Source organism: Paraburkholderia sp. GAS206C (assembly GCF_050435645.1).
Classification (GTDB): Bacteria; Pseudomonadota; Gammaproteobacteria; order Burkholderiales; family Burkholderiaceae; genus Paraburkholderia; species Paraburkholderia phenazinium_B.
Map to the genome: position 1 here is coordinate 166,540 of NZ_JBNDKR010000013.1, position 26,836 is coordinate 193,375.

The following is a 26,836-nucleotide window of genomic DNA, read 5'->3' on the forward strand; positions in this document are numbered from 1 at the left end:
GTGTCTGCTGTCCCGCAGTACCAGGGTGGGGATTTCAAAAATTCCAGGCCACCTGAAGTCGAAAAAAATGCCCAGGCGCAACACGTTGAGTTGCGCAACGGGTTTGGCTTATTGACAAGAGTGAAGGGAAATCATGAAACAAAGAGCTTTGGTATCGGCCATGGGGAAGATCCTTTGGGCTGAAATAGCGCTGTCGGCAGCATTGGGCACAACACTCAGCACCTCTGCGCTCGCTCAGAGTCAACCGGCTGCAACGAACGACTCGACGCCCGCGGCCACTGCCGCGGCGCCGGCTGCCGGAGCCAGTTCGGCGGCTACCGCACCGTCTTCACCGGAGATGACGAAGGACAAAAACGGTGTTGCCCAGGTCAAGCGGTTCGAGGTGACGGGTTCGCTGATCCGTAGCTCCGACAAGGTTGGCTTTAACCAGGTCCAGACGGTTACCGCCAAGGAGATCCAGGACAGCGGCGCCAACAGCGTTTCCGATTTCCTGCGCAGCACTAGCGCCAATTCGGCCGATAGCTGGAGCGAAGCCGAGTCCAATAACTTTGCGGCAGGCGCCTCGGGCATGGCGTTGCGCGGGCTCAGCGAAAAATACACGCTTGTGCTGATCGACGGACAGCGGGTTGCACCGTTCGCCTTCTTTTCGAACGGCGTCGATACCTTCTTCGATTTGAACACGCTGCCGCTTAACGCTATCGACCGCATCGAAATCGTGAAGACCGGTGCGGTGTCGCAATACGGTTCGGACGCGATCGCGGGCGTGGTCAACATCATCACGAAGCACGATTTCCAGGGCTTGCAGCTCGATGGCAGCTATGGCGGCTCCACTGACGGTGGCGGCGGCAACGGCACGGCGAAGTTCAGCGCGCTCGGCGGCTTCGGCAACCTCACTTCGGACGGCTACAACGTCACGGCATCCGCAAGCTTCGTCAGGGACAACGGCTCCACGCTGGCCGATCGCGATTCGACCTCGTCCATGGACTTCACGGGGCAGCCGGGCGGTATGTCGATGCTCGCGCCTTCCTACTGGACAAATCCCACCACGGGCAATGCGCAGGCGCTCAGTTCGTGTCCATACGGCAGCTCGGTCAAACCGGCCAGCACGAATTTCACCTCGGTCTTCTATGGTCAGACAACCGGAAGCGTCTGCGGCCTGTACACCGGCAACGGTTTCTCCATTGAACCGTGGAGTCAGCGTCTAAGCGCGAAGGTGGATGCGCAGTTCAAGATCAACGACACAACCACCGCATTTGTCGATCTCTGGGAAAGCAACAACACAAGCGTGCAGGGCGGCGGAGTCTGGAACAACACCGTGGGCGGCACCAATTCGTCGCTGGTGTATAACCCATCGACGAAGACGTTTTCGCTGTTCAACAACACCGTGCCGGCGAGCAACCCGTACAACCCGTTCGGGGTGGCGACGCCGCTCATCTATTCGTTCCCCAACTCCGTGGCGGAAACCACGGACGCCAACTACTGGCGGGCGGCCACGGGTGTGAAGGGTTCGCTCACACTGCCGAACGGGGATTGGGACTGGGCAACCACCTACACCCACTCGCAAAGCGATGTGTCCAACTCGTACTCGAACCAGCTGAATGTCAACGTTCTGAACAACATCTTCCAGAACGGCACCTACGACTTCGCGAATCCGTCTGCGACGCCGAACGGGCTTAACGGCCTGTACATGGACGCTAACAATATAGCCGTCTCCAAGCTCGACACGCTTGATGCGACGATCTCGACCCCGACGCTGTTTCACCTGCCGACGGGCGACGTGGGCCTTGGTCTGGGTGCTGAGTTCTTCCACCAGAGCGAGTCGCTGAGTCAAGGTGCGGCGTACGCCGAGGGCCTGGTGCTGACGCCGGATGAGGAAGAGGTGCAAGGTCAGCGCAACGTTGCTGCGGTGTACTACCAGTTCGATATCCCGATCATCAAGGGGCTGACGTTTAGTCAGTCGGGCCGCTACGATCACTACAGCGATGTCGGCGGTGCATTCTCGCCTCGCTTCGCTTTGCGCTGGCAGCCGGTCAAGGAGTTGACCGCGTATGCGTCGTACGATCGCGGCTTTCGTGCACCGACGTTTGTCGAAGACAGCACCTCGCAAAACATGGCGCTCGTGATCAACCAGTCCGGTGCGGTGACGGCGCTGACGTCGGGCAATCCGGATCTGCAGCCGGAGCGCACGAAGAACTACAACATTGGCTTCGAACTGTCGCCGGCCCGCACAACCGATGTCGGTCTCGACTGGTACAAGATTCACGTCAGCAACGTGATCGGCATCGACCAGCCGTCGTCGACGGTCTATTACCCGGGTACGACCACGCCGGAATACGAGACCTTCGAGTATCAGAACCTCGGCGGGCTCGATACGAGCGGTTTCGAAACCACCTTCCGCCAGTCGTTGCCGACGCCGTACGGTACGTTCACGCTGTCGGGAGACTGGGCCTATGTCGAGTCGTTCAAGTTTACGCTGGACGGTCAGACGGTGAACGCGGCAGGCAACAACCTCGCGCTCAATGAGCCGTTCGGCGGCGCTTTCCCGCGCTGGAAGGGCAATACGACCTTGAACTGGGCGTATCACAAGTGGAGTACCTCGCTGACGTGGCAGTACGTGGGGCCTTATACGCAGACCTTCACGTACATCCCGACGCCGACGCCGCAAAGTACCAGTATGGGGTCCTATAGCCAGTTCAACCTGATGGTGACCTACACGGGCTTCAAGCACTGGACGTTGTACGGCGGCATCGACAATATCTTCAATCGCGTGCCGCCGTTCGACGCGGTATGGGCGGATGGCCCGCTGTGGCAACAGGGCTACGACACGTCGCTGTACACGTATGTCGGCCGCTTCGCGCAGATTGGGGCGACGTACAAGTTCTGACGCTCGTGGGTCGTGAGCGGTTGTTATTACGTGGTTGAGGAAATGAGGCGAGCGCTCCTGCCTGTCGTCAAGCAACGCAGGCAGGGGCGGTCAGTCGTGTCTTCAGTGACCCAAACCGCTGGCTGCGATCTGCTGCTCAACGTACTGGGCGAAGAGCGCGTGCAAATGGGTCGTCGGATGAAGGTCGTCAGCGAACATGTAGGTCTGGTCCGCGTTGGCGCTCACGTAGGTTGCGGGCGAGCATAGCAAGGACGTGTCATCGGGCGTTTTCGAGGCGTCGCAGGCCTGTGCGGTGTTCGACACGGCGAAGCCATTGGCCTGGAAATTCGCAATGATCCCGTTCAACCATGCGTAGGCATCAATCTGGATCACCTTGCTTTGCAGGCCGGCGGTTTGCAACGCGCCGGTCAGGGTACTGTTGAAGAGTTCCGATTCCTGCGTCAAGTTGGCTCCGCCGTCGGACGACGCGAGGCCGTCAGGCGATAGACCGACGTTCGGCAGATTGACCACCACGACATGCGTGGCGCCATTCTGGACGATCAGCCCGATCTGTTGGGCGAGTGTGTTGGCGGCAGTCTGGACGATCGAAGCAGCGGCGGGCAGCGCTCCCGCGCGAAGCACATCGTTCGCGCCGGCCCACACGAGCACCAGCTGATTGGCGTTAAAGCTCTTGTACGCACTCAGGTAGCTCGAAACCTGCTGATTGACAGGCATTTCGATGTCGCCAATCACGTCGGTGAGGAAGTTGTATTCGGTCGCGGGCGTTGCCACCGTCGCGCCGCCTTCCGCATAGCCCATACCGCCATTCGGACTCAGTGCATGTGTGAGGCCGATCGTGTACGCGGCGGTGAGCGTATTGCCGTAATACTGCGCGACGTTCTGCGTCCACACCTGGCCTGGATTGGTCGTAAAACGCCCGCCACCCACCGCGCTTGCGATCGGCGCGTACGTTCCGACGTCCGAGAGGCTGTCGCCGAATGAGACAACCTGCAGATTGACGCCGCCTGCCGGTGTGGTTGTGCTGCCGCCGCTACTCGAACTGCCTCCGTGGCCGCCGCCGCATGCTGCAAGCAATACGGTCGCGACGGAAAAAATTGCAGTCCGTACCTTGTTATTTAAAGCTCGCATAAATTACTCCTCCCGGGCCGGCCCGTTGCTGCAGGCCGGTGGCGGCCTAAGCTCGCGGGTCGCCGTCGCAATGGTGCTCAATAGTGCTTACGGAGTAGCAAAAAATGTGCACTATCGCGGCCGAGCAGCCGACATACCACGGAGGAGGAGAGCTTTCATTCAGACTTGCTCGATCTGCAGTTCATCGAGTATCTGAGTCATGAGGCCGGCGCGTCGCCATTGCAGCCATTTGATGTAGCACGTCTGCGATGGCGGAAAGTTGGCCGGTAGCCGGTGCCACTTCTCGTCGCGGGTGATGACCCAGAGAATGGCATTCAACACATCTCGCGGATCCCGGGCGGGGCGGCCAAACCGCTGCTTCGAATCGCGGGACAGGAGATGGCTGACGCGCAACCAAGCCTCATCGGAAAGAGGAATATCCATCACGGTGACCCCAATTAACTATCCAGTACATTCCCAATATACGTTTTAGTGGGCGGGCTCTAAAGCGTGATCTAGCGAAGATTTCACACCTTATCCCACAGATTGGATCATTCGGGGCGGTGTATTGACGGCGGGAATGTTCCTACGTAAACGAATATGGCTCGCTCGACGCGCTTACGTCAGATTTAATCCGCCATCCGAGAGCAGAATTTCGCCGGTCAGATAGTCCGAGGCGACCAGCAAGGCGACAGCCTGCGCAATGTCCTCGGGACTGGCTGCCCGGCGCATGGGTGCGCGTTCTTTCCAGAGTTGCTGCGCCTGGGTCCAGCTGGCGGTAAGCGGGGTATCGACGAGTCCAGGTGCGACCGCATTCACGCGGATATCCGGCGCAAGCGAAACAGCGAGCAGGCGTGTGACGTGATTTAACGCGGCCTTGGTTGCTGCGTAAGGAATGGAGGCTCCCTTGGGTCGGACGCCCGCGTGCGAACTGACGTTCACGACGCAACCAGGCCGTCCTCGCGCGGCCGCATCGCGCAGCGCAGATTCTGCTTCGGACACCAGACGAAATGGAGCAACGACATTGACTTCATACAGTTCGTGCCACACGTCCGGTGTGGCCGCCTGGAGATCGGCGTGTGGGATCACGCGACTTATCCCGGCGTTGTTGACCAGAACGTCGAGGCGGCCCCACACGCCAACTGTTTCGCGGATAAGCCTTACCCTGTCCGCATCGTCGGCCAGGTCGGCCTGGATATAAACTGCTGAGCCTAGTTCGCGAGCCAACGCATGACCCGCGTCAGCCGAAGTGCGCGAATGCAAAACGATCGAGTATCCCTCCCTCGATAGCCTTCGGGCGATGGCCGCGCCGATACCGGAAGTCGAGCCGGTGACAAGGGCGACAGGGGCGGGCGTCTTTGTCGATGCACTGATATCAAGGGTCATGGTTTTCCGCTCTTCGGCGGAGATGGCGATTTTAGTTTAGGGCCTACGCGTCTCAGCTAGCCGGCGCATCAGATGTTGTCGATCGCCACGGGTTCGATCTTGTCGGCGGGTTCGAAGCCGAAGACCTTGCCATAAAAATACAACTCGGCTTCGAGCGAATGCGTGATGTTCTCGGCCCGCTTGAAACCATGGCCTTCCCCTTGATACAGCACGTGAGCAACCGGCAGGCCCTTCGCGCGCACCGCCTGATAGATCGATTCGGCCTGATTCGGTGGCACGACCTTGTCGTCTGCGCCCTGGAAAAGGATCATCGCGCTCGACATGCGATCCACGAAATGGATCGGCGAACGTGCCTGGTAAAGAGCGCGCTCCTCAGGGTAAGGACCGACCAGCCGGATCATGTAGCGCGATTCGAACTTGTGGGTGTCTTGCATCAAGGCTTCGAGATCTGCCACACCGTAATAGCTTGTACCCGCTTTGAAAAAATCATGGAAGGCCAACGCGCACAACACCAGATAGCCGCCGGCGCTGCCCCCGCGAACGGCGAGTGCGTTCTCGTTCACGCGCTTCTGGCCTATCAGGTAACGCGCTGCATTGATCGCGTCGTTGATATCGACGATTCCCCATTGGCCATTGAGACGTTGCCGGTATGCACGGCCATGACCGCTGCTGCCGCCATAGTTGACGTCGACCACGCCAAAGCCGCGACTGGTCCAGTACTGGATTTGCCACTTGAATCCGGAATGGGTCGCCGAGGTCGGGCCGCCGTGAGCGATCACGATCAGTGGGGGCAGCGTGCCGTCGGGCCCGTTGAAGTCGGGGTTGGTCGGTGCATAAAAGAAAGCGTGTGCGTGGAGGCCGCCTTCAGTCGGGAAACGGATCGGCTCGGCAATCGATACATAGTGGGCGTCGACTTCTGCACGATCGGACTTGCGCACGATGCGGCTAGTCCGAGTCCCGAGATCAAGCTCGACGATCGCTTCGCCTGCGGTCGGCGAACTGCCGACGAAGGCCACCCGTTGAGCGTCGACCTGCAGGTCGCGCATTGTGCTGTATGGCGTGGGGATTTCATCGAATGCACCCGTTGACGGATCGTACACGGCCAGATGCGTAATGCCATTCTGTTCGTAAAGACAGGCAATCCGGCCGTCATCCGTGAAGCCGTAGGTGCTCATACCGAACACCCACTGCGGCTTGCCGAATTCGGCATCCATGGGGCGAAGGGCTTCGAGTGTGTCGTCTGAGGCGTTCACGTCGGGTACAACGGATGAAGCACCTCGCACCCGATAGAGGTTCCACCAGCCGCTACGATCCGATACAACGTGCAGATCGCCAGCCGGCGACCAGGCGGGCTGAAACAGCGATTCGCTGTTGCTCCCCGCTGCACGGCGCGGCGTACCCAGCGCGCCATCGGCTGCAATCTCAGCCACCCAAAGTTCGGTGCCATCCCACGGCATGTTTGGGTGGTCCCAGCTCAACCATGCAAGCCGCGTTCCGTCGGGGCTGATGCAGGGCGAAGAAAAGAAATCGTGACCGTCCGCGATCACTGTGGCTTTTCCGGTTGCCAGATCGATGCTGACCAACGTGTTGACCGGTTCATGGCCGCCCTGGCGATGATCTTCGCAAACTCCGATCAGACGCCCGCGAGCCGGATCTGCGATCAGGTCCGCATAGCGGAGGCCCTCGGTTTGCGTCACGGCTTTCGGCTGGCCGGAGGCATCGAGCGTGTAGACCTGTTGATCCTTGAAGTTGCTGAAGAAGACGCCGGCAGCAGTCACGGCAAATGAGCCGCCGCCATATTCGTGCGCGCGCGTTGCGGCGTCAAACGGCGCTGCTATCAGGTCCTCCACTTCGCCATCGGCGCGAAGCCGGACCAGCGCATTCCTGCCCTTTTCCTGCGGACGTCCCTCGGTCCAGTAAATGCCATCGGCACCGATGCGCGGCTGTCCTAGCCGGATCGATTCGCCGACGACCAGCGCAGCGGTAATCGGCGACTTCCAACTGCCGAATGCAGCGTAAATGGGGGATGCTGCTTTCGGCGAGGAGGACGATTCGGTGAAGTTCATGGGGGCGCGAAAGGTAGGAGTAAGGGCGTGAGCGTTTGGCTAACCGTTGATCGTTTGTTGCGTGCAATCTTTGTCCGGGTATGAGGCCGGACTGATTGCGTTAGACATACGTTGCAACTGCAGTCGCACAGACGTTCGCTAGCGTATCACGGGGAAGATCATGTGTTCGTTGACCATGTTTCCTCAGTGGCTTTGGCTTTGTGCGCGGGCCAGAAATACAGGGCGGCCGCTCCGCGCAGTCCGGGGCCCTGGCGGACCGCCGCGACTTCCCGATCGCGAAACCAGAATGTGAGCGATACGACGGGCGTGCCAGGCTTGAGCATGCGATCGAGATGCGCGGCCAGCTTAGGCATCGGCTTGATCATCAGATAGCACGTTACCGCATGCGCATCGCGCAGATCGCAGGCGTAGAAATTGCGTCGCTGCAAAAATACATTAGGCATCCTGCGGGTTCGAAAGCGGGCTACCCAGTACGGTAGCGGTGAAGCCTCGATACCGTGGATTTTCGCATCGGGAAACGCCCGCGCTAGCGCCATGACGAGCGAGCCCCACCCACTACCCAGCTCGTACACGATGGCCTGGTTCGGCAAACTTGCCTGCTTCAGTAGTGCCACGACATCCGCCGCTTCAGGTGCGCTTGACGACATTGGCGGCACGCCGGTAATGGCCTGAAACACGATCAACGATAAGCAAAGCGAGAAAACGACCAGCAGCAAGACGAGGGAGGGGAGATCGAGCATGAACGATTTGCCTTCTGTTTTCGCCTGTCATGTCGCAAGCCAGTTCATGCGACGTCGAAGGGTTGAACATGCGATTATCTGCGACAATCGCCGCGATACCGCAAGCGTGGTCACGCAACGGCACTGATATTAGCCGCTGAGGCGGAAGCGAAGCGCCGCGGTTGCAAGAAAGTGATCGTCGATACCTTCAGCTTTCAGGCACCGGACTTTTACCGGAAGCTGGGTTATTCCGAATGGGGACGCCTGACCGAAATGGCTGGCGTGCATGAGCGCTATTTTTTCCGCAAGGCGCTCTGAGCGCCACTGATCTGCGATCATGAGCTCATCGTAAATACGGTCCGCGCGCGGTCATCGACGTCTGCCCAATGCTTTTCCACCTCAGACAGAGGAACGGTTTTCGTTGCGATCTTTAAGCCACCGGGCACAGCGGCACGGAGCACCTGCGTAATCGCATGGAAGATGCGCGGCATCGGAATGCTGCCGATCCCGCTGCCCATGAGTTCGATCGCCGTCGATCGAAGTATTGCGCTGGGCAGGCTAATGGTTGATCCACTAATAGCGCCGATCTGGATGAAGCGGATTGGCACCGCATCCGGAGCAACATGGGCGGCGGCCGCCAGTAACTGTTCCGCGCTTTGCCCCCAAAGATAGTCGAGAACCACGCCTACACCGTCACGAAAGTGAGTTTGAAATTCGCTTTCAATTGCTGCCGCATCCTGCGTGAGGTTGATCGTGACGTCAGCGCCGAGCGTCTGCAAAGTCTGTAATGTCAGCGCATTGCGTCCGGTCGCGATGACCTTGCCGGCGCCCAGGTACTTCGCGATCTGCACGGCCAGACTACCCGAGGAACCGGTTGCGCCGTTGATCAGCACTGTTTCTCCCTTGACCAGCTTTGCACGTTCAACGAACGCAGCCCACGACGACATGCCTGGAATCGCGATCGCGGCTGCCGTGACATCGTCCAGTTCAGGCGGCAACGGGATGCACCGTTGCTGCTTGACGAGGCAATAGTCGGCCATGCCGCCGAAGGGCGCTTCGGGAAGCACAAAATAGACGCGCTTTCCGTCCTCGAGCGTCCCGACACCGTCCATGCCTGGGACGAGGGGAAACTCTCCCGAGGAGCTATAGTGGTTGCCAGATGCCCGGCTCCTCGTAATGTGGCTTAGAGCTGACGCTGCAACTGCGATGCGAGCCGTGCCTTCGGTGACGGTCGGCTCTGTGAAGTCTGCATAAACTGGCGTTGCGCCAGGTCCTTTAACGAGTGCCGCTTTCATGTTTGCTTTCCTTTGACGAGTATAAAAGTATCGGTTTCGTCCTCGGCTAGAGAACTCGATATATATGTATAATACACGCATATTGAACATGCGCAAGGAATCCAATGGCGATGAAAAGAGAAGTCCGCGAACTGCGGGAAGCCCTGCTGGATCTGACGGGTATTTTGAATCGACCGCAGCCCGACGCTGCCTTGATCGAAGCCGCCGGCGTCGACCTGGACCGCGCGCTTTTCCCGCTACTGGCCCGGGTAGAGCGGCGCGGGCCGCTTGGCATCGTGGAACTGGCCGAGTTAGTTGGACGCGACTACACAACGGTCAGCCGGCAGATCGCAAAACTGGAGAGCCTTGGGCTTATTGCGCGTTGCCCCAGTCCGGAAGACGGACGGGTTCGCGCGGCGGTCATTACGGATCAGGGGCGGGCGATTACGACGGCACTTGACGCCGCGCGCCAGAAGATCGTTGAAGGATTGCTGGCGGATTGGGACAAGGAAGACGTACGCGACCTCGTACGTCTTCTTCGCAGGTTCGCTGACGATGCGCTTGGGTGGGTCAAGACGCTGTAGGTAGCGGTTTGCCTCGGGATGATTCAGGTGCCATGCGCGACATCATGGACCGGAGAACGCGGGTGGTGGCATAAAGCCTCCGAACTCGCGTTCCACAAGGTTGGCAAAGGCGATAGGCGTGCGGTCTTCCAGATAAGGGCCGATTGCCTGGAGCCCGATCGGCAAGCCGGAGTCTCCAAGGCCGATTGGGAACGTGGTCGCCGGCAATCCAGCCATGTTCGCGAGACTCTGCCATGCCGCCTGCTCAGTGTAGGCGACTCGTTTGCCGTCCACTTCGATGTGACGCGAGCGCATGTCGGCATGATCATGGACGAAAGCCGCTACGGTAAGCACGGGACAAACGACGAGATCCCACTCGCGAAAGAACTGGCGCCACCGGTGCATCTGCGCAACGCGCGTGCGATCGGCGTCAATCCAGTCCCGATGACCAAGCACGACATTGCGCAACTCGACGGCCGCTGGACTCGTGTCGTCGCTCGATAGACCGGCGACAAGCCCCTGGAGCGAGCGATATTCCTCAAGCGGCAGCCCTGCACCCGAGAATGACAGAAGTAACTGTCCGAACGTGCGCAATATCAGACTGAGATCGGGTAACAAGGCGCTCCCCGTTGCAACAACGCAGCCGGTTCCCTCAAGACGCTTGCGGAAACGTTGCATCGCCGAGCGCACATCGTTGGAGAGCGTCGCATCAGGGTGATCCTCGAGCATCAACACCCTGAAGTCGGCGAGCCGGGTATGGCGAGAGGGGGGAAGATCCAGTCGGTAGCCTGTCGCTTGCATATCGTCGGGGCCGGCTAGCACGTCTAGAGCCAATGCGAGATCGCCGGCGCTGCGCGCCATTGGACCGACCACGGCGAGGTCGGGATCGGCGCTTACTGAAAGCATCGGAATGCCTGGGGGTGCCATGCCCCGCATCGGTATCAGGCCGTGAGTGGGCTTGTGCGCATAGATGCCGCAGCAGTGAGCGGGAACGCGCAGCGAGCCGCCGATGTCGCTACCCAGTTCGAGCGGCACGAACCCAGCCGCCAACGCGGCAGCGGAGCCGCCAGACGAGCCGCCTGGCGTGCGGGTGAGGTCCCAGGGGTTGTTGGTCACGCCGTAAATGCGATTGTAGGTCTGCCAGTCGTTCAGCATGGTCGGGACATTGGTCTTCCCCAGAATCACGGCGCCTGCCTGTTTGAGACGCCGCACGGCGACCGCGTCTTCTGTGACCTCGAGGTTCTCGGTGCCTGGTACTCCCCACGTTTTAGGCAGCCCAGCCACGTTAAAGGACTCCTTCACCGTCATGGGCACACCGAGGAGCGGACGACGTTCGCCACGACCGAGCGCGTCATCCGCCTCTTTGGCTGCGCGGCGCGCGCGTTCGAAGTCCCGTATCACGACGGCATTGATTTGCCCATCGTAACGTTCGATGCGAGCCACGGCGTCTTCAAACAGTTCGACGGCCGATACCTCGCGCGACTGCAACGCAGCGATCATGTCGCGGGCGGTACTGAAGCTCAAGTCGTTCTCCTGATCATTGATAAGTCACTTCCTTGACTCGTCAGCTGGCTCTGAGCGGTCCTTTACAGGCAGCCAAACCTCAACGAAACCGGTTCCCGCAACCGGATTGAAATCTTCGCTATAGCGTTCGAGTTCGGGCGCCTCCGCGGCCTCCATTCCCGACTGCGGCAGCCAATGATTCCAGATGCTGTAGAAGGTCTGATGCAGCGTGGTGACGTGTCCTTGATGCACAAAGACGGCGTAGCGCTGGGGTTTGATTTCAATGCAGCGAAACGATGGAGGCAACCGGTCGCGGCTTTTCACCTCCACACCGGCGATATATTCAAACCCGCCTTCACTATCCGGGTTGCAGCAAACTCCATAGGTCACACCGCCGACCTGATCGGCGAGATTGCCGATGTACGGAATGAAGGCTTGCCAGAGCGTAGGGATGCCTTCGTTGGTGTCGAACGTAAACCGGCCGCCCATGCCGCCAATCAAAAGCGTCCCGCCCGCCTCGAAGCGTGGCCCGGCGAGATCGACAATTCTGGTTTCTTTCATGCGTAGTGGCTCCACAAGAGACATGCCATCAAGATTGCGCCCGGCTCGCACCCGTTCGGGCGTGATGCCGAACAGATCGTGGAAGGCGCGCGTAAACGCCTCGTGCGACCCATATCCCGTGTCCAGCGCCACGCTGAGAATGTCCGGTGCGCCCTGCGCAAGCTCGCGTGCCGCCCGGCTGAGCCGTCGAGCCCGGACGTAGCGCATTACCGGCCATCCTGTGCTGATTGCGAAGCTGCGAGCAAGACCGAAGCGTGAGACTTCGCAGATGCTGGCGATCCGGTCGAGGGTCAGCTCCCGGCCCATTTCAATTTCAATGAACCACAGCGCTTTTGCAACTACATCCATGGGTTTCCTGACGAGGGTTTCGAGCAAATATAGGGCATTGCCGGGAGCCGCATTTGATCGTTCTTGCGAGGGGCGGTTCATGCCCCCGCTTGGGTGCATCGGGTGACTGACAAGTGAAGCTTGTCAGTTGACGAAAGCCGATTGGGCAGCTATCGTGCACCCATTGCAAGACTAAACCTCGCCCATCGCGGGCAGGTGTCGGGGGATTTCGTCCGCGCAAATGCGACGTCGTGAGCCACCGGCAGAAATGCATTGCTCGCTCCTATGCATTTAGGATGGCGAATTAAATGATGGTGTTAGAACGAATCGACAAATCGCATCATCGTCAAACCATAAGGAAACACCATGAAGTTTCTCAAAGCGCCACGTGATGCCCTGATTCAGCCCTTGCAAATTGTCTGCGGCATCGTGGAGCGGCGCAGTACCCTGCCTGTTCTTTCCAGCGTGCTTGTGTCCACCGCAGGAAACGAATTGAGTTTCCGTAGTACCGACCTGGAACTGGATCTGAGGGCGACGGAAACGATCGAATCCTGCGAGTCCAGTACGTCCCTGACGGTCAACGCCCGCAAACTTCTGGATGTCGTGCGAGCCATGCCCGATGCACCCATCAGCCTTTCGTCTTCAGGCAACCGTCTCATCATTGAGGGCCCGGGCAGCCGGATATCCCTGCATGCAGGAAGCGCTGAGGATTTCCCTCAGATCAGGCAAAGCTCAGAACCGGAACTATCGCTTTGCGTCAACGCCGGGAGCCTGAAGCGGCTTTTGCACATGGTGCATTTCGCCATGGGGGACAACGACATTCGCTACTTCCTCAACGGGGCGTTGCTGATCACGGGACGTGAGCTGACCGCGGTGGCCACCGACGGACACCGATTGGCGACCGCGCGCATTGCGTCGCAAAGCGAGCACGAAGTGCGCGAGATCATCGTGCCACGAAAGGCGATCATCGAACTGATACGCCTGCTTCCGGAAGACGATTCGACGGTCATGCTAACCACTGCCGCGGGATACGCGAGTTTCGCCTTTGGGAAGATATTCTTCACCTGCAAGCTGATTGCGGGCCGTTATCCCGACTTCAAGCGCGTGATCCCTTCCGGATTCGAGGCGGAATTCACGATTGACCGGAAATCGTTTTACGCCTGCTTGCAGCGTGCGGCCGTGCTCACAACCGAGAAATTCAAAAGTGTCCAATGGGTTGCAGGAGAGGGCCGGCTGCAGGTGAGCGTCAGCAACCCTGAAGACGAGGAATCGGTGGAGGAGGTTGAGATAGACTACGCGGGAACGCCCGTAGACCTCAGCTTTAACATCCGTTATTGGATGGATGCACTGGCAACGCTTCGGGCCGATACCCTCGAGGTCCGTTTGAGCGCCGCGAAACTGGCCGCGCTGATTGTCGCTCCCGGCGATGAGGCGTTCCGCTACGTGGTGATGGCATTGCGCAAGTGAGCGGCCCGCGTAGCTGCTGACAGCCTCGCGGGCCCAGCATGTTCAACTTGAAGGAGATTGGCGTGGCACATGGCGAGCATAAATATCGGGTCTCGGTGGAATGGACCGGTAACCGTGGCACTGGAACGTCTGGCTACCGCGAATATGGCCGCGACCATACTATTCGCGCTGGCAGCAAGCCCGATATTCCAGGGTCGTCGGATGCGGCGTTTCTCGGTGACGCAGCGCGCTGGAATCCCGAAGATCTGCTGGTCGCCTCTGCTTCGGCGTGTCACAAGCTTTGGTATCTGCATCTTTGCTCTGACGCGGGCATCGCGGTGCTCGAATATCTGGATCACGCAGAAGGGACGATGGTCGATAGCGCCCAGCGTGGCCAGTTTACGCAGATCGTTTTGCGCCCGCATGTAACGATTCGCGCGGGCGGCGATCGTGATCTCGCGGAGCATCTGCATCATGCGGCGCATGAAAAATGTTACGTCGCAAACTCGGTCAATTTCCCGATCGTTTGCGAGCCGACGATCGAAGTCGCGCCGGCCTGATATCAGGTGCCGTACTCTTGCGCAGAGGTTTTGCCCGGGCGACGCGCCCGTCGTTCGAGCAAAGCCTGAAATGCCTGCTTGATGCGCTCAACGGCCTTTGTCTTGTACGGGAAGCGCTGGTTATTCCCGTGTACGAGCATACTCGCATTGACTTCGAACACGACGATGGCGCCATCGCGTGCTAGTCCGCAGTCGATGCCGAAGTAGTCCAGACCGATAGCGTCACGAATCGATTGCAATGCGACGCGCTGAGTGGCGCCGAAGACGCGCCACGGATCTTCGAGGAACGCTTGTTCCTCGTTCTGCATCCATGCGTGGGTCGCCATGCTGGTGGTCACGTGATGGACCTTCCACTTGTCGTCAATCGCGAGATGGTACGGCAGGATCTCGTCGCCCACGCAGACGAAGCGGTATTTGCGGAAATAGCCGTCGTTGGACCGGTAGTCGACGAACGATGTCAGATAGTAGCTGCTGGCATTGAGTCGGCTCAGGAATGCCTCTAGCTGCGCTGGATCCTCGAATTTCTCGAAGTGATCACCACCGTGTGCGCCAGCAGGCCTTACCAGAACCGGAAAAGTTAAGGACTCCTGTGACGTTCCTTTAACCATCGCAGCCAGTTCGGCCGCTGAATAAAGCCGTGTCTGCGGGACACAGCAACCCGGTAGTTGCGCGAGCCGCTTCGCAACCGCATCCCGGCCCGTTCCCGCAATCAGTTGTGGCGGGTTGATAACCGGGCTGCCCACGCCGTCCACCAATGCTTGCGCCGGTGCGAGAAAGGCGTGACCGCGATCGACATCGGAAATGAGATTCACGACTACATCAGCATAGATCCGCAGGCGGTCGATGTCGTACTCCACGTCCGGCAACAGGGTGATGATGTTGGTCTCGAAGCGGGCCCGCTCGATCAGATATTCGATCGGGGTATTGCCCGCATTCGGTCCAAATACAAACAGCACGCGGAATGCAGGCGGTGCGACGCTGGCCGGGATGGTGATCAACGGCTTCAGTTTCAGCGCGCGGCGATAGCTGGCGTCGGCCTCGTCGTCGAGACCGAGTGCCTGCTGAAAATTGGCGACGATGTGCAGCGTCGCGGCGTCATCCGGTTCGTGTTCGAGGGCGCGCTTGAAATGACTCAGCGCACGTTGCCGTCGTCCCGTGCATGCTTCGGCAAGGCCAAGCTGCCGATGCACGGCGGCATGGTCACCGGGCCGCGCCAGCAGTTGAGCGAGCAGGCCAATCGCTTCTTCGAATCGATCCCTTCGGATCAATACCTGGGCGAGTCCAAAGCAGGCGTCCCAATGACCGGGCTCGATACCGGTCGCCTGACGAAAATGGCTTTCGGCGAGGTCGAGGCGTCCCTCCTGCTGATACGAGGAGGCGAGGGAAAGATGAGAGTCGATGGACATGGTTGAAGAGCGCCGCCAGGCGTGGCACGTGAGGCGACGCGCGCGGCAGGTCGAGCGATGGTTCAGCGGGTCTCACATCCGGCCGCGCGGATGAAACGCAATCAGAGGAGACGAACCGTTGGAGAATAGCAGCGCAATACTTGCGCCGATTTGAACTTCGAGCCCGAAGGCTTACGGATCATTACGAGGGGTGTCTGATGTAAGTTTCGGTAATGAAATACTCTGTGCTTATGCGCGTTTCCGCTGCACTGCCTGATACGGTTCGCCGGCTTTGAACCGGGTCAGCCGGTCGCTGGCTTCGGTAATCGCCCATAAAGGGGCTTTCTGCAATTGCTGGTCGTAAATCGTCACAATCGACGCGAAGATGTCGTAGCCGGCCCGATCGAGCATCCATTCGCCGCTGGCGCGACCGCGCTCGAAGCAGGCGGCGCTCAAAGCATCTGCCGTCCGCAGCGCTTCGGGTGTCAGCTTGCCGTAACCTGCTTCGACGATGAAGGCGACGAGCAACATCGCCTGCGTCACCGTCTGGGCCGCTTCGACGTTCCCGTCCCCACGCCGCAGGCTGTCGAGCGCCAGGTGGACCTGGAGGGCGAGTTCATCCGCGGTGTCCCTCGGAAGTGGCAACAGCATGGCCTTTGCTGCCCGCGCGCGGGCTGCCTGGGTGTTGCCGGAAAACGGAATTGTCTTGGCCATGAGCGGGTCGTTAGAAGGTGGCAGTTGCAATAACGGCCTCTCCGCCAAAAGCTTAAGCCTCTTCTGCGTCATGGTTCGCCTGCGCGATCTGCCGGCGGTGGCGGCGGTTCCAACGCTCGGTCCCATGCAGCCGCTCAGATAAGCGGTTCGACATATTTCTTGCGGTCAAACGGTGCTTCGTAGGGCTCCGGCCAGAACTCGACCATCCGCGCGATTTTGCCGTCCGCAATCGTAAAGAACGAGATGGCCCGGGCTCGCAGCACTCCGTCGGTTATCGACACGTCCGACACCGCGTCCCGCTCGCCGGCCACGATGCGGTTGATCGTGAACGTCCATGGCCCGTGGGCCGGGTAGTCCGTATTGAGCAGCGCGAAATTCGTCGCGCCTCTGATTCGTTCATTGGACTGCGGCCACTCGAGGACAAACTCCGCTGCCAGCACCGAAGCAGTGGCGTGAAAATCGTTGGTGGCCATGAGCCGCCAGAACTCGTGAACAACGTGTGACGTTGCTGCGAAAGAATCGGTCATAGGCGTGGTGTTAGTTATCAGAGTCTGCGGGTACGAGCGCGGCATCGGCGCGACCCTTAGGCTTCCACATACAGCATGTCAGCCGATTCCCCCATTAGCAGTTCCCGGTTGGCATCGGCCGCAGCGCGCAGATAGTCCCACAACGAAGTGATGCGTCGCAGCTTGCGCAGGTCCTCCCGGCAGCAGAGCCAGAAATGCCGTGTCACGACGACTTCATGCGGCAAGACGGCTTCGAGCAGGGGATTCGGCTCCGCCATAAAGCATGGGAGGATCGCGAGCGCGTTGCCTTGCAGCGCAGCATGATACTGGGCGATCACACTCGTGCTGCATAGATTGGCCGCGGCGTTAGGGATGGTCCGGTCGAGATAGAGCAGTTCGCGGCTGAAGGCGAGTTCGCCGACGTAGCTGATAAAGGCGTGGTCGCGCAAATCGGCAACGGTGTTCACCGGCGCATGACGATCCAGATACTCGCGCGTGCCATACAGCTTGAGCCGGTAGTCGCACAGTTTGGTATAGACGTATTGGCCGCGCTCGGGCCGCTCCAGCATGATGGCGAGATCCGCCTCGCGTTTGGACAGGCTGACGAAATGCGGAACGGGTAGCAGGTCGATCGAAATATCCGGATGTTTACCCGCGAAGCGCGCCAGCTGCGGCGCGAGAAAAAAGCATCCGAAGCCCTCGGTGGAGCCGACCCGCACGTGCCCCGACAGCGAGTGCGCACCACCCGTGAACTGCTCGGCGGCGGATTGCACCGTGGTTTCCACGGCGTCGGCGTAGGCGAGCAGGCGTTGGCCGTCGGCTGTCAGCACGAAGCCGTCCGCCCGCGATTTATCGAACAACACGGTGCCCAGCGACGCCTCCAGTTCTCTCACCCGGCGTGCCACGGTGGTGTGGTCGACGCCCAGCCGCTTTGCCGCACCGCTGGCCCGTTGGGTCCGCGCGACCTCGAGGAAGTAGCGCAGATCATCCCAGTTCACGCTTTGCATCTAGTCTCCCGTCGATTCGGAGTTAGCGCTTCAATGCGCTACTCCGAGCCCATGCCAGCTGGCTTGCGTTGTGTTTTTTTGCATATCAGATGGGCTTTTTCATCTCTATGCCGTGGATATTCGAATAACTATACTCGGATGCAAGCCGCTGGAACAACCACGGCATGGACGCCTGCGTCATCCGCGCGACTGGCGAGCCTATAAAGATATCGGAGACAAACAGGATGCAGATGCAATCGACCCCCGACCGGGCGGCAGTTGCCGCACCGGTTCCCAGGCGCGCCCGGGATTACCTGATCGCCGGTTGGGCCAGCATGGCCGGCACCACGATCGAGTGGTACGACTTCTTCCTCTACGGCACGGCCGCCGCGCTGGTATTCAACAAGATCTTCTTTCCGACGCTCGACCCGATTCTCGGCACGCTTGCCGCGTTCGCAACGTACGGCGTTGGCTTTATCGGGCGTCCGATGGGCGGCATCGTGTTTGGCCACTTCGGCGACCGCATCGGCCGCAAGGCGATGCTGCTGGTCACGCTGCTGATGATGGGCATTCCGAGCATGGTGATCGGCCTGATTCCTTCTTATCAGAGCATCGGTTACTGGGCCGCGGCGCTGCTGGTGGCGATGCGCTTTCTGCAGGGGATGGCTGTCGGCGGTGAATGGGGCGGCGCTGTTCTGATGGCGGTGGAGCACGCGCCGCCTGGCCGCAAGGGTTTCTTCGGCAGCCTGCCGCAAACTGGCGTGGGCTTCGGGCTGATTCTCTCTTCGCTGGCGATGGCCGCTGTCACCGCACTGCCGGAAGCCGATCTGCTTGCATGGGGCTGGCGCGTTCCGTTTCTTGCCAGCATCGCGCTGGTCGTGATCGGCTGGGTGATCCGGGTACGCGTGCCTGAATCGCCCGACTTCGAACGGGTGAAAGCGCAGGGCGAGCCGGTCAAGGCGCCGATCCTCGAGGCCATGCGCCGGCATCCGCGCGAACTGCTCATCATCATCGGCGCACGGGCTGCGGAAAACACCTGGTTCTATCTGGTCGTTGCTTTTGCGCTCGCTTATGCCGCCAATCAGTTGAAGATTCCCAAGGCCTCCATCCTGCATGCGATCACCGCTGGCGCCGTGCTGTCGCTGGTCACGATGCCGTTTTGCGGCCACCTCAGCGATCGCATCGGCCAACGGCGTCTGTTCCTGATCGGCCTCGTCATCATGTGCCTGTTCGCTGCGCCGTTCTTTGCAATGCTCGGCACGCGCGATCCGGTCACCGTGTGGTGGGCGATGGTGCTTGGCGTGGGCGTCGTATTTCCGATTCTGTACGCCCCCGAGTCGCAATTGTTCGCCTCGCAGTTTCCGGCTGAGATTCGCTATAGCGGCATCTCGTTGTCCGTGCAGATTGCCGGCGTGATCGGCGGCGGTATCGCGCCGATCATCGCTACCGCGCTGCTTGCCTTGGGTGCCGGCCGTCCGAAATACGTGGTCGCTTATATGGTGGCAATGGGCATTGTCGCGTTGTTCTGCACGGTGTTGATGCGACCGCATGCTGACGAGTCTCAGCCGGCCGAAAGCCCATCGCTTGCCCACCAATAAACCACTGAACTTAGCTATCCGAACCTAACCAAGAGAGTCGATCATGAATGCTGTTACTCAGGCGTCCAACGCAAATGTCAGTACGGTGAAACTGCTGATCAACGGCGAGTTCGTCGAATCGGGCACGCGCGAATGGCGCGATATCGTCAATCCGGCGACCCAGGAAGTGCTCGCACGTGTGCCGTTTGCAACCGCCGCTGAAGTCGATCAGGCCATTCGTTCTGCGCACGCCGCGTTCGCCACGTGGAAGAACACGCCGATCGGCGCACGGATGCGCATCATGCTGAAGTATCAGGCGCTCGTCCGTGAACACATGCCGCGCATTGCAAAGACGCTGTCAGCCGAACAGGGCAAGACGATTCCCGATGCGGAAGGCGATATCTTCCGCGGACTTGAAGTGGTCGAACATGCGTGCTCGATCGGCACGTTGCAGCAGGGCGAGTTCGCTGAGAACGTTGCGGGCAGCGTCGATACGTACACGTTACGTCAACCGATCGGCGTGTGCGCCGGCATCACGCCGTTCAACTTCCCCGCCATGATTCCGTTGTGGATGTTCCCGATGGCGATTGTCTGCGGCAACACTTTCGTGCTGAAGCCGTCGGAGCAGGATCCGCTCTCGACGATGCAACTGGTCGAACTGGCGATCGAAGCCGGCGTGCCTAAGGGCGTGCTGAATGTCGTGCATGGCGGCAAGGAAGTCGTGGATGCGCTGTGCACGCATGAACTGGTGAAGGCGATTTCATTCGTCGGCTCGACGGCGGTGGGGACGCATGTGTATCGCCTCGGCAGCGAACACGGCAAGCGCGTGCAGTCGATGATGGGTGCGAAGAATCATGCAGTGGTGCTGCCGGATGCGAACCGCGAGCAGACCTTGAATGCGCTTGCGGGCGCCGGCTTCGGCGCAGCGGGCCAGCGTTGCATGGCGACCTCGGTAGTGGTGCTGGTGGGCGCGTCGCAGCAGTGGTTGCCGGATCTGGTTGAGAAAGCGAAGACGTTGAAGGTCAATGCAGGCAACGAGGCTGGCACGGACATCGGTCCGGTGGTCTCACGCGCCGCGAAGCAGCGTATCCTTGGCTTGATCGAAGCGGGTGTGAAAGAGGGCGCAACGCTTGCGCTGGACGGCCGCGACGTCAAGGTGGCGGGCTACGAGGAAGGCAACTTTATCGGCCCGACGATTTTCACCGACGTGACAACCGAAATGGAAATCTACCGCACCGAAATTTTCGGGCCGGTGCTGGTGGTGCTGAGCGTGCCGACGCTTGATGAAGCGATTGCGCTCGTCAACCGCAATCCGATGGGCAATGGCGTGGGGCTTTTCACGCAAAGCGGCGCGGCAGCACGCAAGTTCCAGAGCGATATCGACGTGGGGCAGGTGGGGATCAATATTCCGATTCCGGTGCCGGTGCCGTTCTTTAGCTTCACGGGTTCGCGCGGTTCGAAGCTGGGCGATCTTGGACCGTACGGCAAGCAGGTCGTGCAGTTTTACACGCAGACCAAGACAGTGACGGCGCGCTGGTTCGACGACGCAACCGTCAACGATGGCGTCAATACGACGATCAGCCTGCGCTAGTCGTTTAGCGCCGAGACCTATGGATCACGAAGTGGAGACGTAATCATGAAGATCGGTTTTATCGGACTCGGCAATATGGGTGCGCCGATGGCGCAGAACCTGCTGAAAGCTGGCCATACGGTGAACGTGTTCGACCTAAGTGCGCAGGCGGTGCAGGCATTGGTCGATGCGGGGGCGAAAGCGGCGGCTTCGCCGAAGGCTGCGGTGACGGATGTCGAATGCGTCATCACGATGCTGCCGGCGGCCGCCCATGTGCGCAGTGTGCTGACGGCGGAGGACGGCGTGCTGGCGGGGATTGCGCGCGGCGTGACGATAATCGATTCGAGCACGATCGATCCGGCGAGCGTCAAGGCGTTCGCCGAACTCGCGGCCCAGCACGGCAACACGTTCGTGGATGCGCCCGTGTCGGGTGGCACGGGCGGCGCGGCGGCGGGTACGTTGACGTTTATGGTGGGCGGCAGCGCGGCCGTCTATGAGCAGGTCAAGCCGGTGCTTTCGGGAATGGGCAAGAACATCGTCCATTGTGGGGACACTGGCACGGGGCAGGTCGCGAAGATTTGCAACAACCTGGTGCTCGGTATCACGATGGCCGGCGTTGCGGAAGCGATGTCGCTGGGCGCAGCGCTCGGTATCGATCCGAAGGTGCTGGGGACGATCATCAATACGTCTACGGGACGCTGCTGGAGTTCGGATACGTACAATCCGTTCCCTGGTGTGATCGAGACGGCGCCTTCGTCGCGGGGCTACACCGGCGGCTTCGGCACGGATCTGATGCTGAAGGATCTCGGTCTCGCTACGGATGCGGCGAAGCAGGTGCGTCAGCCCGTCTATCTCGGCGCGCTGGCGCAGCAGTTGTATCAGACGATGAGCACCAAAGGCGCGGGGCGTCTGGACTTTTCGGCCGTCATCAAGCTGTATAAGGCGGATTGATTACAGTCGACCTGGAAGCGATCGATCGGCGCGCGTCAGCGGCGCCGATCGATCGTGATGGTCTGCAGTCTTCCCAACGAACCTGAGTGCCTCGCGCCGCCCCGGACGTCATCCGGCCGGCGCGGGCACCAATCTCACGCGCGGCTTTGTTTCGTGTTAAAAAACGAAGTCGCTTATCGGGTGCATGCATAGCGGCCTGGCAGTCACCGCCCGGAAATCATCTGCGTGAGAAGGATTCGATGCCCACTAATTCATTTCTATGCTCCGGTCGATTCAAGAGCCTCGGCGTGCTGATAGCCGCTGGTGTTGCTTTTTCGTTGTCGGGCTGTGCGGCCTCGCCATCTGCGGAAGCTCAATCCGCTCCGCCTCCGGCGATCCATTCCGCCGACGGTCCCTTACCCGTCCCGCCCAACCTCGTTGCATTGATGCAGCCCGAAGGACAGAAACGGCTCCTGTCCAGCGTGGACAAGCAGTCGTATTGGCCGCTCTCCCAGTACTTCGAAACGCAGAGGAACGAGGCCTACTGTTCAGTGGCGAGTTCCGTCATGACACTGAATGCGTTGGGCATCAAGCGTCCGGAGTCGACGCAATACCCCGACTTCCCGTACTTTTCGCAAGAGGACTTTTTCCGTAGCGTCGATCCGCAGGTCGCCAACGCGGCGCGGGTATCGAGAGAGGGCATGACGCTTGACCAGCTCAGTTCGGTCTTGAGCGAATTTCCGGTGGACGTGAAGAAATTCCATTCCAGTGACCTGACGCTCGCGCAGTTTCGCGATCTGATTCGCGATACCACGGCGCAATCCGACCGCTTTGCGCTGCTGAATTTCAGGCGTCCGGAGATCGGCGAGACGGGCGGGGGCCATTGGTCGCCGCTTGCGGCATATGACGCAGACACAGATAGCGCGCTACTTCTCGACGTTGCGCGGTACAAGTACCCCGCCGTTTGGGTTCCAATGGCGCAACTGTACGCAGCCTCGCAATCGGTTGATAACGTTAGCGGAATTTCACGCGGCGTGGTGATCGTGAGCAAGCGGGTGAATTAATGGCGTGCAAAAGATCCCCCCAATTGCCCATCGCGCAGGATGACGACATAAGGTTTTCTCAAGAAGCGACTCGTTTATAAATTTCCTGGCAGACCTGACGGAGTGACTCTGCGAACAGTCGATTGGACATCCTCTCAGGTTCGTTCAAACGCGTGAACAGCGCGATCGGCGACAACGTCCATTCGAACGAATAAGGCACGATCGCGACACCAGCAATGCGCACCAGCTCCTCGGCGATATCCGCGGGGACGATGGACACCGATTGCTCGCCCGCGACGATCATCTCGCCAATCAGCTTGGATGAATAGCTCTCGACGATCGGCGTCGGCGGCGTCAGACCCGCGCCGAGGAAGATATCGGCGACCTGTTCGCGCATCGGCGTGTTCGGGGCGCCGAGAATCCAGTCCAGTTCCGCGAGTTTCTGCCAGTCGATCTGTCCGCGCGCGAGGTGCGCCGCGAGGCGGCGGCTCGCGATCAACCGCGGCGGCTGACGATATAACACCTCGACGCTGACCTGCTGCAAATCGAGCGAGGCGGATGCACGGCCGAGCACGATGTCGACGGTATGGTCGCGCAACTGGGCGAGCAACTGCTCGCTCGTACCCTCGTGAATTGTAACGGTCAGACGCCGGTTGCCTTCGGGGCGAGTACGCTGAATTGCCGTCGACACCATCTGGCCCGGGATGAACGGGATCACGCCGATATGCAGATGCGCCGCATGCCCCGACGCCACCGACTCCATTTCCCTGACGAGATGATCGAGATCCTCGGTCATGGCCCGCGCTCGCGCCAGGACCACCTGGCCCAACGCCGTCGGCGCCATGCCGCGCGCGGAGCGGTCGAACAGCGGCGCCCCGAACATGTCCTCCAGTTCCGCCAGCATATTGGTGACTGCGGGCTGGCTGCTTGCCATGCGCTCGGCAGCGCGCGTCAGAGAGCCGTGTTGCTGGATTTGCAGCAGCAAGGTGAGGTGCCGCATTTTTAGGCGCGATGACAGCTTGCGGACCACCGCGTTGGGATCGAATGCCGCCATAAAAGCCGCGAGCCATTAGAAAAATATGATGGGGGCATATTAACTCTAAATATTATCCTTATGGCGCGTGCCTAGAATGAGCCCATCACTTTTGATTTGCGCCGCGCAAGGCGCCCAACCATAGGGGCTCAACAAGAATGAACACGACGGATCGTCAGGCCGCTCTCGACTATCACGAATTCCCGGTTCCGGGAAAAACGGCGGTTACCGCCACCAAGCCGCTCGTGACGCAGCGCGACCTTGCCCTGGCATACACGCCGGGCGTGGCCGCAGCGTGCGAAGAGATCGCCGCCGATCCGCTCAACGCGTTCCGCTTTACCGGCCGTGGAAATCTGGTCGGCGTCATCACGAATGGCACCGCCGTGCTGGGACTGGGCAATATCGGCGCGCTGGCCTCGAAGCCGGTGATGGAAGGCAAGGCGGTACTGTTCAAGAAGTTTGCCGGCATCGACGTGTTCGACATCGAGATCAACGAGACCGATCCCGACAAGCTGGTCGATATCATCGCGGGCCTGGAAGCGACCTTCGGCGGTATCAACCTCGAGGACATCAAGGCACCGGAATGCTTCACCGTAGAGCGCAAACTGCGCGAGCGGATGAAGATTCCGGTCTTCCACGACGATCAGCATGGCACCGCCATCACCGTGTCCGCGGCCTTTATCAATGGTTTGAAGGTGGTGGGCAAGAGCATCAAGGAAGTCAAGGTCGTCACATCCGGCGCAGGCGCGGCAGCGCTGGCTTGCCTCGAACTGATGGTGGACCTCGGCTTGCCTATCGAGAACATCTGGGCAACCGACATCGAAGGCGTGGTGTACGAAGGCCGCACCACGTTGATGGACCCGCAGAAGGCGCGCTTCGCGAAGGACACCTCGGCACGTACGCTGGCCGAAGTCATCGAGGGTGCCGACGTGTTTCTCGGACTGTCCGCCGGCGGCGTGCTAAAGCCCGAGATGGTGAAGCGCATGGCGGCGCGCCCGCTGATTCTCGCCTTGGCCAATCCCACGCCAGAAATCTCACCGGCCGAAGTGAAGGCCGTGCGCGACGACGCGGTCATCGCGACGGGCCGCTCCGATTATCCGAACCAGGTCAACAACGTCCTGTGTTTCCCCTATATTTTCCGCGGGGCGCTGGACGTGGGCGCGACCACCATCACGCCGGAAATGGAAAAGGCGGCCGTCTACGCGATTGCCGCGCTCGCCGAGGAAGAGCAGAACGAAGTGGTCGCCGCTGCGTACGGGGCATATGGCGTCGACTTCGGTCCTGAATACATCATCCCGAAGCCGTTCGATCCGCGCCTGATCGTGCGTATCGCGCCGGCTGTTGCGAAGGCCGCGATGGACAGTGGCGTTGCCACGCGTCCGTTGCAGGATCTGGATGCGTACACGGAGCAACTGCAGCAGTTCGTCTACCGCTCGGGCGCCTTCATGAAGCCGCTGTTCGCAGCGGCGCGGCAGATCGTCCGTGAAGGCGGCAAGTCGCGCATCGTGTTTACCGAAGGTGAGGAAGAGCGCGTGCTGCGCGCGGTCCAGGTGATCGTCGATGAAAAGCTTGCGCGTCCGATTCTGGTCGGCCGTCCTGAAGTGCTGATGGCGCGGATCGAAAAGTACGGCCTGCGTCTGCGCCTCGGTCAGGACGTCGAAGTGACAAATCCTGAGTATGACGAACGATTCCATCAATACTGGACGACGTACTGGGAATTGATGTGCCGCGACGGCATCACCAAGGAAATGGCGCGTGTGGAAATGCGCCGGCGTTTGACGCTGATCGGCGCGATGATGGTGAAGCTCGGTGACGCCGACGGCATGGTGTGCGGGACGGTTGGCGCGTATCACGACCATCTGCGTTTCGTGGATCAGGTGATCGGCAAGAAGGCCGGAGCGCAGACCTATGCGGCGATGAATATCCTGCTGCTCGACGATCGCACCATCGCTCTGGTCGATACGCACGTCAACGACGACCCGACAGCCGAGCAGATTGCCGAATTCACGATTGCCGCTGCGAAGAGCATGGCTGGGTTGAATCTGGTGCCGAAGGTGGCGTTGTTGTCGCGCTCGAACTTCGGCTCTGGCAGTTCGGCGTCCGGCGCGAAGATGCGTCGTGCGCTCGAACTGGTGACGCAGCAGGCACCGACGCTGGAAGTCGACGGTGAAATGCACGGCGATTGCGCGCTCGACGAAGCGCTGCGCTCACGCATCCTGCCGATGTCGCGCCTGAAGGGCGCGGCGAACCTGCTGGTGTGCCCGAACGTGGACTCGGGGAACATTGCCTACAACCTGTTGAAGACCGCGGCAGGCAGCAATGTTGCGGTGGGGCCCTTCCTGTTGGGCGCCAATGCGCCGGTGCATGTGCTGACGTCGAGCTCGACGGTGCGCCGAATCATCAATATGGCGGCGTTGACGGTGATCGACGCGAACCGGGAAGTTTGAAGCTGGGTGTCGCGGGATTCGGGGGCGTCTGTGTGAGGTGCGCGCGGCGTCCCGGACCCAACACCCAACGCGCGTTATCGATGGTCATCTGACGTCGTCGATAACGCTGCTTCAAGTCTCCGGCAAATCCGCTCCTCTGCGCCGTCCGACAAGGATTTGCGCCTAATCCCTCCGGTTGCGTTCATTGCTGAAATCAGCCGTCCCGCGTTGTAGGACAACGTATAATGAGCGGGTCAGCAAACCAACAGG

23 protein-coding genes are annotated in these 26,836 nt (G+C 60.3%); 10 read left to right on the top strand and 13 right to left on the bottom strand.

From position 1 onward, the window contains the following. Window positions 1-133 precede the first annotated feature (133 nt). Window positions 134-2,884, top strand: a complete 2,751-nt coding sequence (locus tag P3T20_RS32130; RefSeq protein ID WP_074267427.1) for a TonB-dependent receptor — start codon at window positions 134-136, stop codon at window positions 2,882-2,884. A gap of 102 nt (window positions 2,885-2,986) precedes the next feature. Here the strand turns inward: P3T20_RS32130 and P3T20_RS32135 are convergent, their stop codons facing one another. The 5 genes from P3T20_RS32135 to P3T20_RS32155 form a co-directional block, all read right to left on the bottom strand. Next, entirely contained in the window at window positions 2,987-4,012 is a 1,026-nt protein-coding gene (locus P3T20_RS32135; protein WP_074267428.1) for an SGNH/GDSL hydrolase family protein, read from the bottom strand. Between the two features lie 159 nt (window positions 4,013-4,171). After that, window positions 4,172-4,435: a transposase gene (locus tag P3T20_RS32140; protein WP_254368970.1), complete on the bottom strand. Its 264-nt coding sequence runs from the start codon at window positions 4,433-4,435 to the stop codon at window positions 4,172-4,174. 174 nt (window positions 4,436-4,609) lie between these two features. Continuing rightward, a complete protein-coding gene (locus P3T20_RS32145; RefSeq protein WP_074267430.1) occupies window positions 4,610-5,377 on the bottom strand; it encodes an SDR family NAD(P)-dependent oxidoreductase in 768 nt (255 codons plus the stop codon). 68 nt (window positions 5,378-5,445) lie between these two features. Continuing rightward, window positions 5,446-7,443, bottom strand: coding sequence for a S9 family peptidase (locus tag P3T20_RS32150; protein WP_074267431.1), 1,998 nt, complete (start codon window positions 7,441-7,443; stop codon window positions 5,446-5,448). A gap of 158 nt (window positions 7,444-7,601) precedes the next feature. Next, window positions 7,602-8,183, bottom strand: coding sequence for a class I SAM-dependent methyltransferase (locus P3T20_RS32155; RefSeq protein ID WP_074267432.1), 582 nt, complete (start codon window positions 8,181-8,183; stop codon window positions 7,602-7,604). Between the two features lie 78 nt (window positions 8,184-8,261). On the opposite strand from P3T20_RS32155, the gene P3T20_RS32160 reads away from it, so the two are divergent. Next, window positions 8,262-8,480 carry a GNAT family N-acetyltransferase gene (locus P3T20_RS32160; RefSeq protein WP_083611615.1) on the top strand — a complete coding sequence of 73 codons (219 nt, stop codon included), beginning with the start codon at window positions 8,262-8,264 and terminating at the stop codon, window positions 8,478-8,480. Between the two features lie 17 nt (window positions 8,481-8,497). Here P3T20_RS32160 and P3T20_RS32165 read toward each other — a convergent pair whose 3' ends face one another. Next, on the bottom strand, window positions 8,498-9,457 hold the full coding sequence (locus P3T20_RS32165; protein ID WP_074267433.1) for a quinone oxidoreductase family protein: 960 nt from the start codon (window positions 9,455-9,457) through the stop codon (window positions 8,498-8,500). Between the two features lie 110 nt (window positions 9,458-9,567). Here P3T20_RS32165 and P3T20_RS32170 point away from each other — a divergent pair, with 110 nt between their 5' ends. Next, window positions 9,568-10,020 (top strand): MarR family winged helix-turn-helix transcriptional regulator, encoded by a 453-nt coding sequence (locus P3T20_RS32170; RefSeq protein ID WP_254368971.1) that lies wholly within the window; start codon window positions 9,568-9,570, stop codon window positions 10,018-10,020. A 42-nt stretch (window positions 10,021-10,062) separates the two neighbouring features. On the opposite strand, the gene P3T20_RS32175 is transcribed toward P3T20_RS32170, so the two are convergent. Both P3T20_RS32175 and P3T20_RS32180 read right to left on the bottom strand, forming a co-directional pair. Then, window positions 10,063-11,523: an amidase gene (locus P3T20_RS32175; RefSeq protein WP_429288935.1), complete on the bottom strand. Its 1,461-nt coding sequence runs from the start codon at window positions 11,521-11,523 to the stop codon at window positions 10,063-10,065. Between the two features lie 24 nt (window positions 11,524-11,547). Continuing rightward, window positions 11,548-12,411: an AraC family transcriptional regulator gene (locus P3T20_RS32180; protein ID WP_429288936.1), complete on the bottom strand. Its 864-nt coding sequence runs from the start codon at window positions 12,409-12,411 to the stop codon at window positions 11,548-11,550. A gap of 345 nt (window positions 12,412-12,756) precedes the next feature. Between P3T20_RS32180 and dnaN the strand changes: the two genes are divergently transcribed. Both dnaN and P3T20_RS32190 read left to right on the top strand, forming a co-directional pair. Beyond that, window positions 12,757-13,857 carry a DNA polymerase III subunit beta gene (gene dnaN, locus P3T20_RS32185; protein ID WP_429288937.1) on the top strand — a complete coding sequence of 367 codons (1,101 nt, stop codon included), beginning with the start codon at window positions 12,757-12,759 and terminating at the stop codon, window positions 13,855-13,857. 62 nt (window positions 13,858-13,919) lie between these two features. Then, on the top strand, window positions 13,920-14,396 hold the full coding sequence (locus tag P3T20_RS32190; protein ID WP_429288968.1) for an OsmC family protein: 477 nt from the start codon (window positions 13,920-13,922) through the stop codon (window positions 14,394-14,396). A 2-nt stretch (window positions 14,397-14,398) separates the two neighbouring features. Here the strand turns inward: P3T20_RS32190 and P3T20_RS32195 are convergent, their stop codons facing one another. The 4 genes from P3T20_RS32195 to P3T20_RS32210 all read right to left on the bottom strand — a co-directional run bounded on the left by P3T20_RS32195 (window position 14,399) and on the right by P3T20_RS32210 (window position 18,008). Further along, the gene (locus P3T20_RS32195; RefSeq protein WP_429288938.1) at window positions 14,399-15,802 is read right to left on the bottom strand and encodes a tetratricopeptide repeat protein; all 1,404 of its coding nucleotides are present in this window, start codon (window positions 15,800-15,802) and stop codon (window positions 14,399-14,401) included. Between the two features lie 228 nt (window positions 15,803-16,030). Beyond that, on the bottom strand, window positions 16,031-16,495 hold the full coding sequence (locus P3T20_RS32200) for a hypothetical protein (RefSeq protein ID WP_074267438.1): 465 nt from the start codon (window positions 16,493-16,495) through the stop codon (window positions 16,031-16,033). A 134-nt stretch (window positions 16,496-16,629) separates the two neighbouring features. Beyond that, entirely contained in the window at window positions 16,630-17,022 is a 393-nt protein-coding gene (locus tag P3T20_RS32205; protein ID WP_074267439.1) for a nuclear transport factor 2 family protein, read from the bottom strand. A gap of 56 nt (window positions 17,023-17,078) precedes the next feature. Then, the gene (locus P3T20_RS32210) at window positions 17,079-18,008 is read right to left on the bottom strand and encodes a LysR family transcriptional regulator (protein ID WP_074267440.1); all 930 of its coding nucleotides are present in this window, start codon (window positions 18,006-18,008) and stop codon (window positions 17,079-17,081) included. A gap of 224 nt (window positions 18,009-18,232) precedes the next feature. Between P3T20_RS32210 and P3T20_RS32215 the strand changes: the two genes are divergently transcribed. The 4 genes from P3T20_RS32215 to P3T20_RS32230 all read left to right on the top strand — a co-directional run bounded on the left by P3T20_RS32215 (window position 18,233) and on the right by P3T20_RS32230 (window position 23,128). Beyond that, entirely contained in the window at window positions 18,233-19,585 is a 1,353-nt protein-coding gene (locus P3T20_RS32215; protein ID WP_074267441.1) for an MFS transporter, read from the top strand. A gap of 43 nt (window positions 19,586-19,628) precedes the next feature. Continuing rightward, a complete protein-coding gene (locus P3T20_RS32220; protein WP_074267442.1) occupies window positions 19,629-21,155 on the top strand; it encodes a CoA-acylating methylmalonate-semialdehyde dehydrogenase in 1,527 nt (508 codons plus the stop codon). A 45-nt stretch (window positions 21,156-21,200) separates the two neighbouring features. Further along, window positions 21,201-22,085, top strand: a complete 885-nt coding sequence (gene mmsB / locus P3T20_RS32225; RefSeq protein ID WP_429288939.1) for a 3-hydroxyisobutyrate dehydrogenase — start codon at window positions 21,201-21,203, stop codon at window positions 22,083-22,085. 239 nt (window positions 22,086-22,324) lie between these two features. Further along, window positions 22,325-23,128 (top strand): phytochelatin synthase family protein, encoded by an 804-nt coding sequence (locus P3T20_RS32230; RefSeq protein ID WP_429288940.1) that lies wholly within the window; start codon window positions 22,325-22,327, stop codon window positions 23,126-23,128. Window positions 23,129-23,186: 58 nt separating this feature from the next. Here P3T20_RS32230 and P3T20_RS32235 read toward each other — a convergent pair whose 3' ends face one another. Next, on the bottom strand, window positions 23,187-24,161 hold the full coding sequence (locus P3T20_RS32235; protein WP_429288941.1) for a LysR family transcriptional regulator: 975 nt from the start codon (window positions 24,159-24,161) through the stop codon (window positions 23,187-23,189). 137 nt (window positions 24,162-24,298) lie between these two features. On the opposite strand from P3T20_RS32235, the gene P3T20_RS32240 reads away from it, so the two are divergent. Then, complete coding sequence (locus tag P3T20_RS32240; protein ID WP_429288942.1) at window positions 24,299-26,587, top strand: NADP-dependent malic enzyme; 2,289 nt, start codon at window positions 24,299-24,301, stop codon at window positions 26,585-26,587. The last annotated feature ends 249 nt before the right edge of the window (window positions 26,588-26,836 follow it).

What these genes read in the sequence shown, in the direction of transcription:
- P3T20_RS32165 (WP_074267433.1), bottom strand. Translation starts at nt 9,457, where the DNA reads ATGAAAGCGGCACTCGTTAAAGGACCTGGCGCAACGCCAGTTTATGCA.
- P3T20_RS32215 (WP_074267441.1), top strand. Translation starts at nt 18,233, where the DNA reads ATGCAGATGCAATCGACCCCCGACCGGGCGGCAGTTGCCGCACCGGTT.
- P3T20_RS32240 (WP_429288942.1), top strand. Translation starts at nt 24,299, where the DNA reads ATGAACACGACGGATCGTCAGGCCGCTCTCGACTATCACGAATTCCCG.
- P3T20_RS32145 (WP_074267430.1), bottom strand. Translation starts at nt 5,377, where the DNA reads ATGACCCTTGATATCAGTGCATCGACAAAGACGCCCGCCCCTGTCGCC.
- P3T20_RS32210 (WP_074267440.1), bottom strand. Translation starts at nt 18,008, where the DNA reads ATGCAAAGCGTGAACTGGGATGATCTGCGCTACTTCCTCGAGGTCGCG.
- P3T20_RS32180 (WP_429288936.1), bottom strand. Translation starts at nt 12,411, where the DNA reads ATGGATGTAGTTGCAAAAGCGCTGTGGTTCATTGAAATTGAAATGGGC.
- P3T20_RS32230 (WP_429288940.1), top strand. Translation starts at nt 22,325, where the DNA reads ATGCCCACTAATTCATTTCTATGCTCCGGTCGATTCAAGAGCCTCGGC.
- P3T20_RS32200 (WP_074267438.1), bottom strand. Translation starts at nt 16,495, where the DNA reads ATGGCCAAGACAATTCCGTTTTCCGGCAACACCCAGGCAGCCCGCGCG.
- P3T20_RS32235 (WP_429288941.1), bottom strand. Translation starts at nt 24,161, where the DNA reads ATGGCGGCATTCGATCCCAACGCGGTGGTCCGCAAGCTGTCATCGCGC.
- P3T20_RS32150 (WP_074267431.1), bottom strand. Translation starts at nt 7,443, where the DNA reads ATGAACTTCACCGAATCGTCCTCCTCGCCGAAAGCAGCATCCCCCATT.
- P3T20_RS32195 (WP_429288938.1), bottom strand. Translation starts at nt 15,802, where the DNA reads ATGTCCATCGACTCTCATCTTTCCCTCGCCTCCTCGTATCAGCAGGAG.
- P3T20_RS32130 (WP_074267427.1), top strand. Translation starts at nt 134, where the DNA reads ATGAAACAAAGAGCTTTGGTATCGGCCATGGGGAAGATCCTTTGGGCT.
- P3T20_RS32205 (WP_074267439.1), bottom strand. Translation starts at nt 17,022, where the DNA reads ATGACCGATTCTTTCGCAGCAACGTCACACGTTGTTCACGAGTTCTGG.
- P3T20_RS32140 (WP_254368970.1), bottom strand. Translation starts at nt 4,435, where the DNA reads ATGGATATTCCTCTTTCCGATGAGGCTTGGTTGCGCGTCAGCCATCTC.
- dnaN (WP_429288937.1), top strand. Translation starts at nt 12,757, where the DNA reads ATGAAGTTTCTCAAAGCGCCACGTGATGCCCTGATTCAGCCCTTGCAA.
- P3T20_RS32155 (WP_074267432.1), bottom strand. Translation starts at nt 8,183, where the DNA reads ATGCTCGATCTCCCCTCCCTCGTCTTGCTGCTGGTCGTTTTCTCGCTT.
- P3T20_RS32135 (WP_074267428.1), bottom strand. Translation starts at nt 4,012, where the DNA reads ATGCGAGCTTTAAATAACAAGGTACGGACTGCAATTTTTTCCGTCGCG.
- P3T20_RS32220 (WP_074267442.1), top strand. Translation starts at nt 19,629, where the DNA reads ATGAATGCTGTTACTCAGGCGTCCAACGCAAATGTCAGTACGGTGAAA.
- mmsB (WP_429288939.1), top strand. Translation starts at nt 21,201, where the DNA reads ATGAAGATCGGTTTTATCGGACTCGGCAATATGGGTGCGCCGATGGCG.
- P3T20_RS32170 (WP_254368971.1), top strand. Translation starts at nt 9,568, where the DNA reads ATGAAAAGAGAAGTCCGCGAACTGCGGGAAGCCCTGCTGGATCTGACG.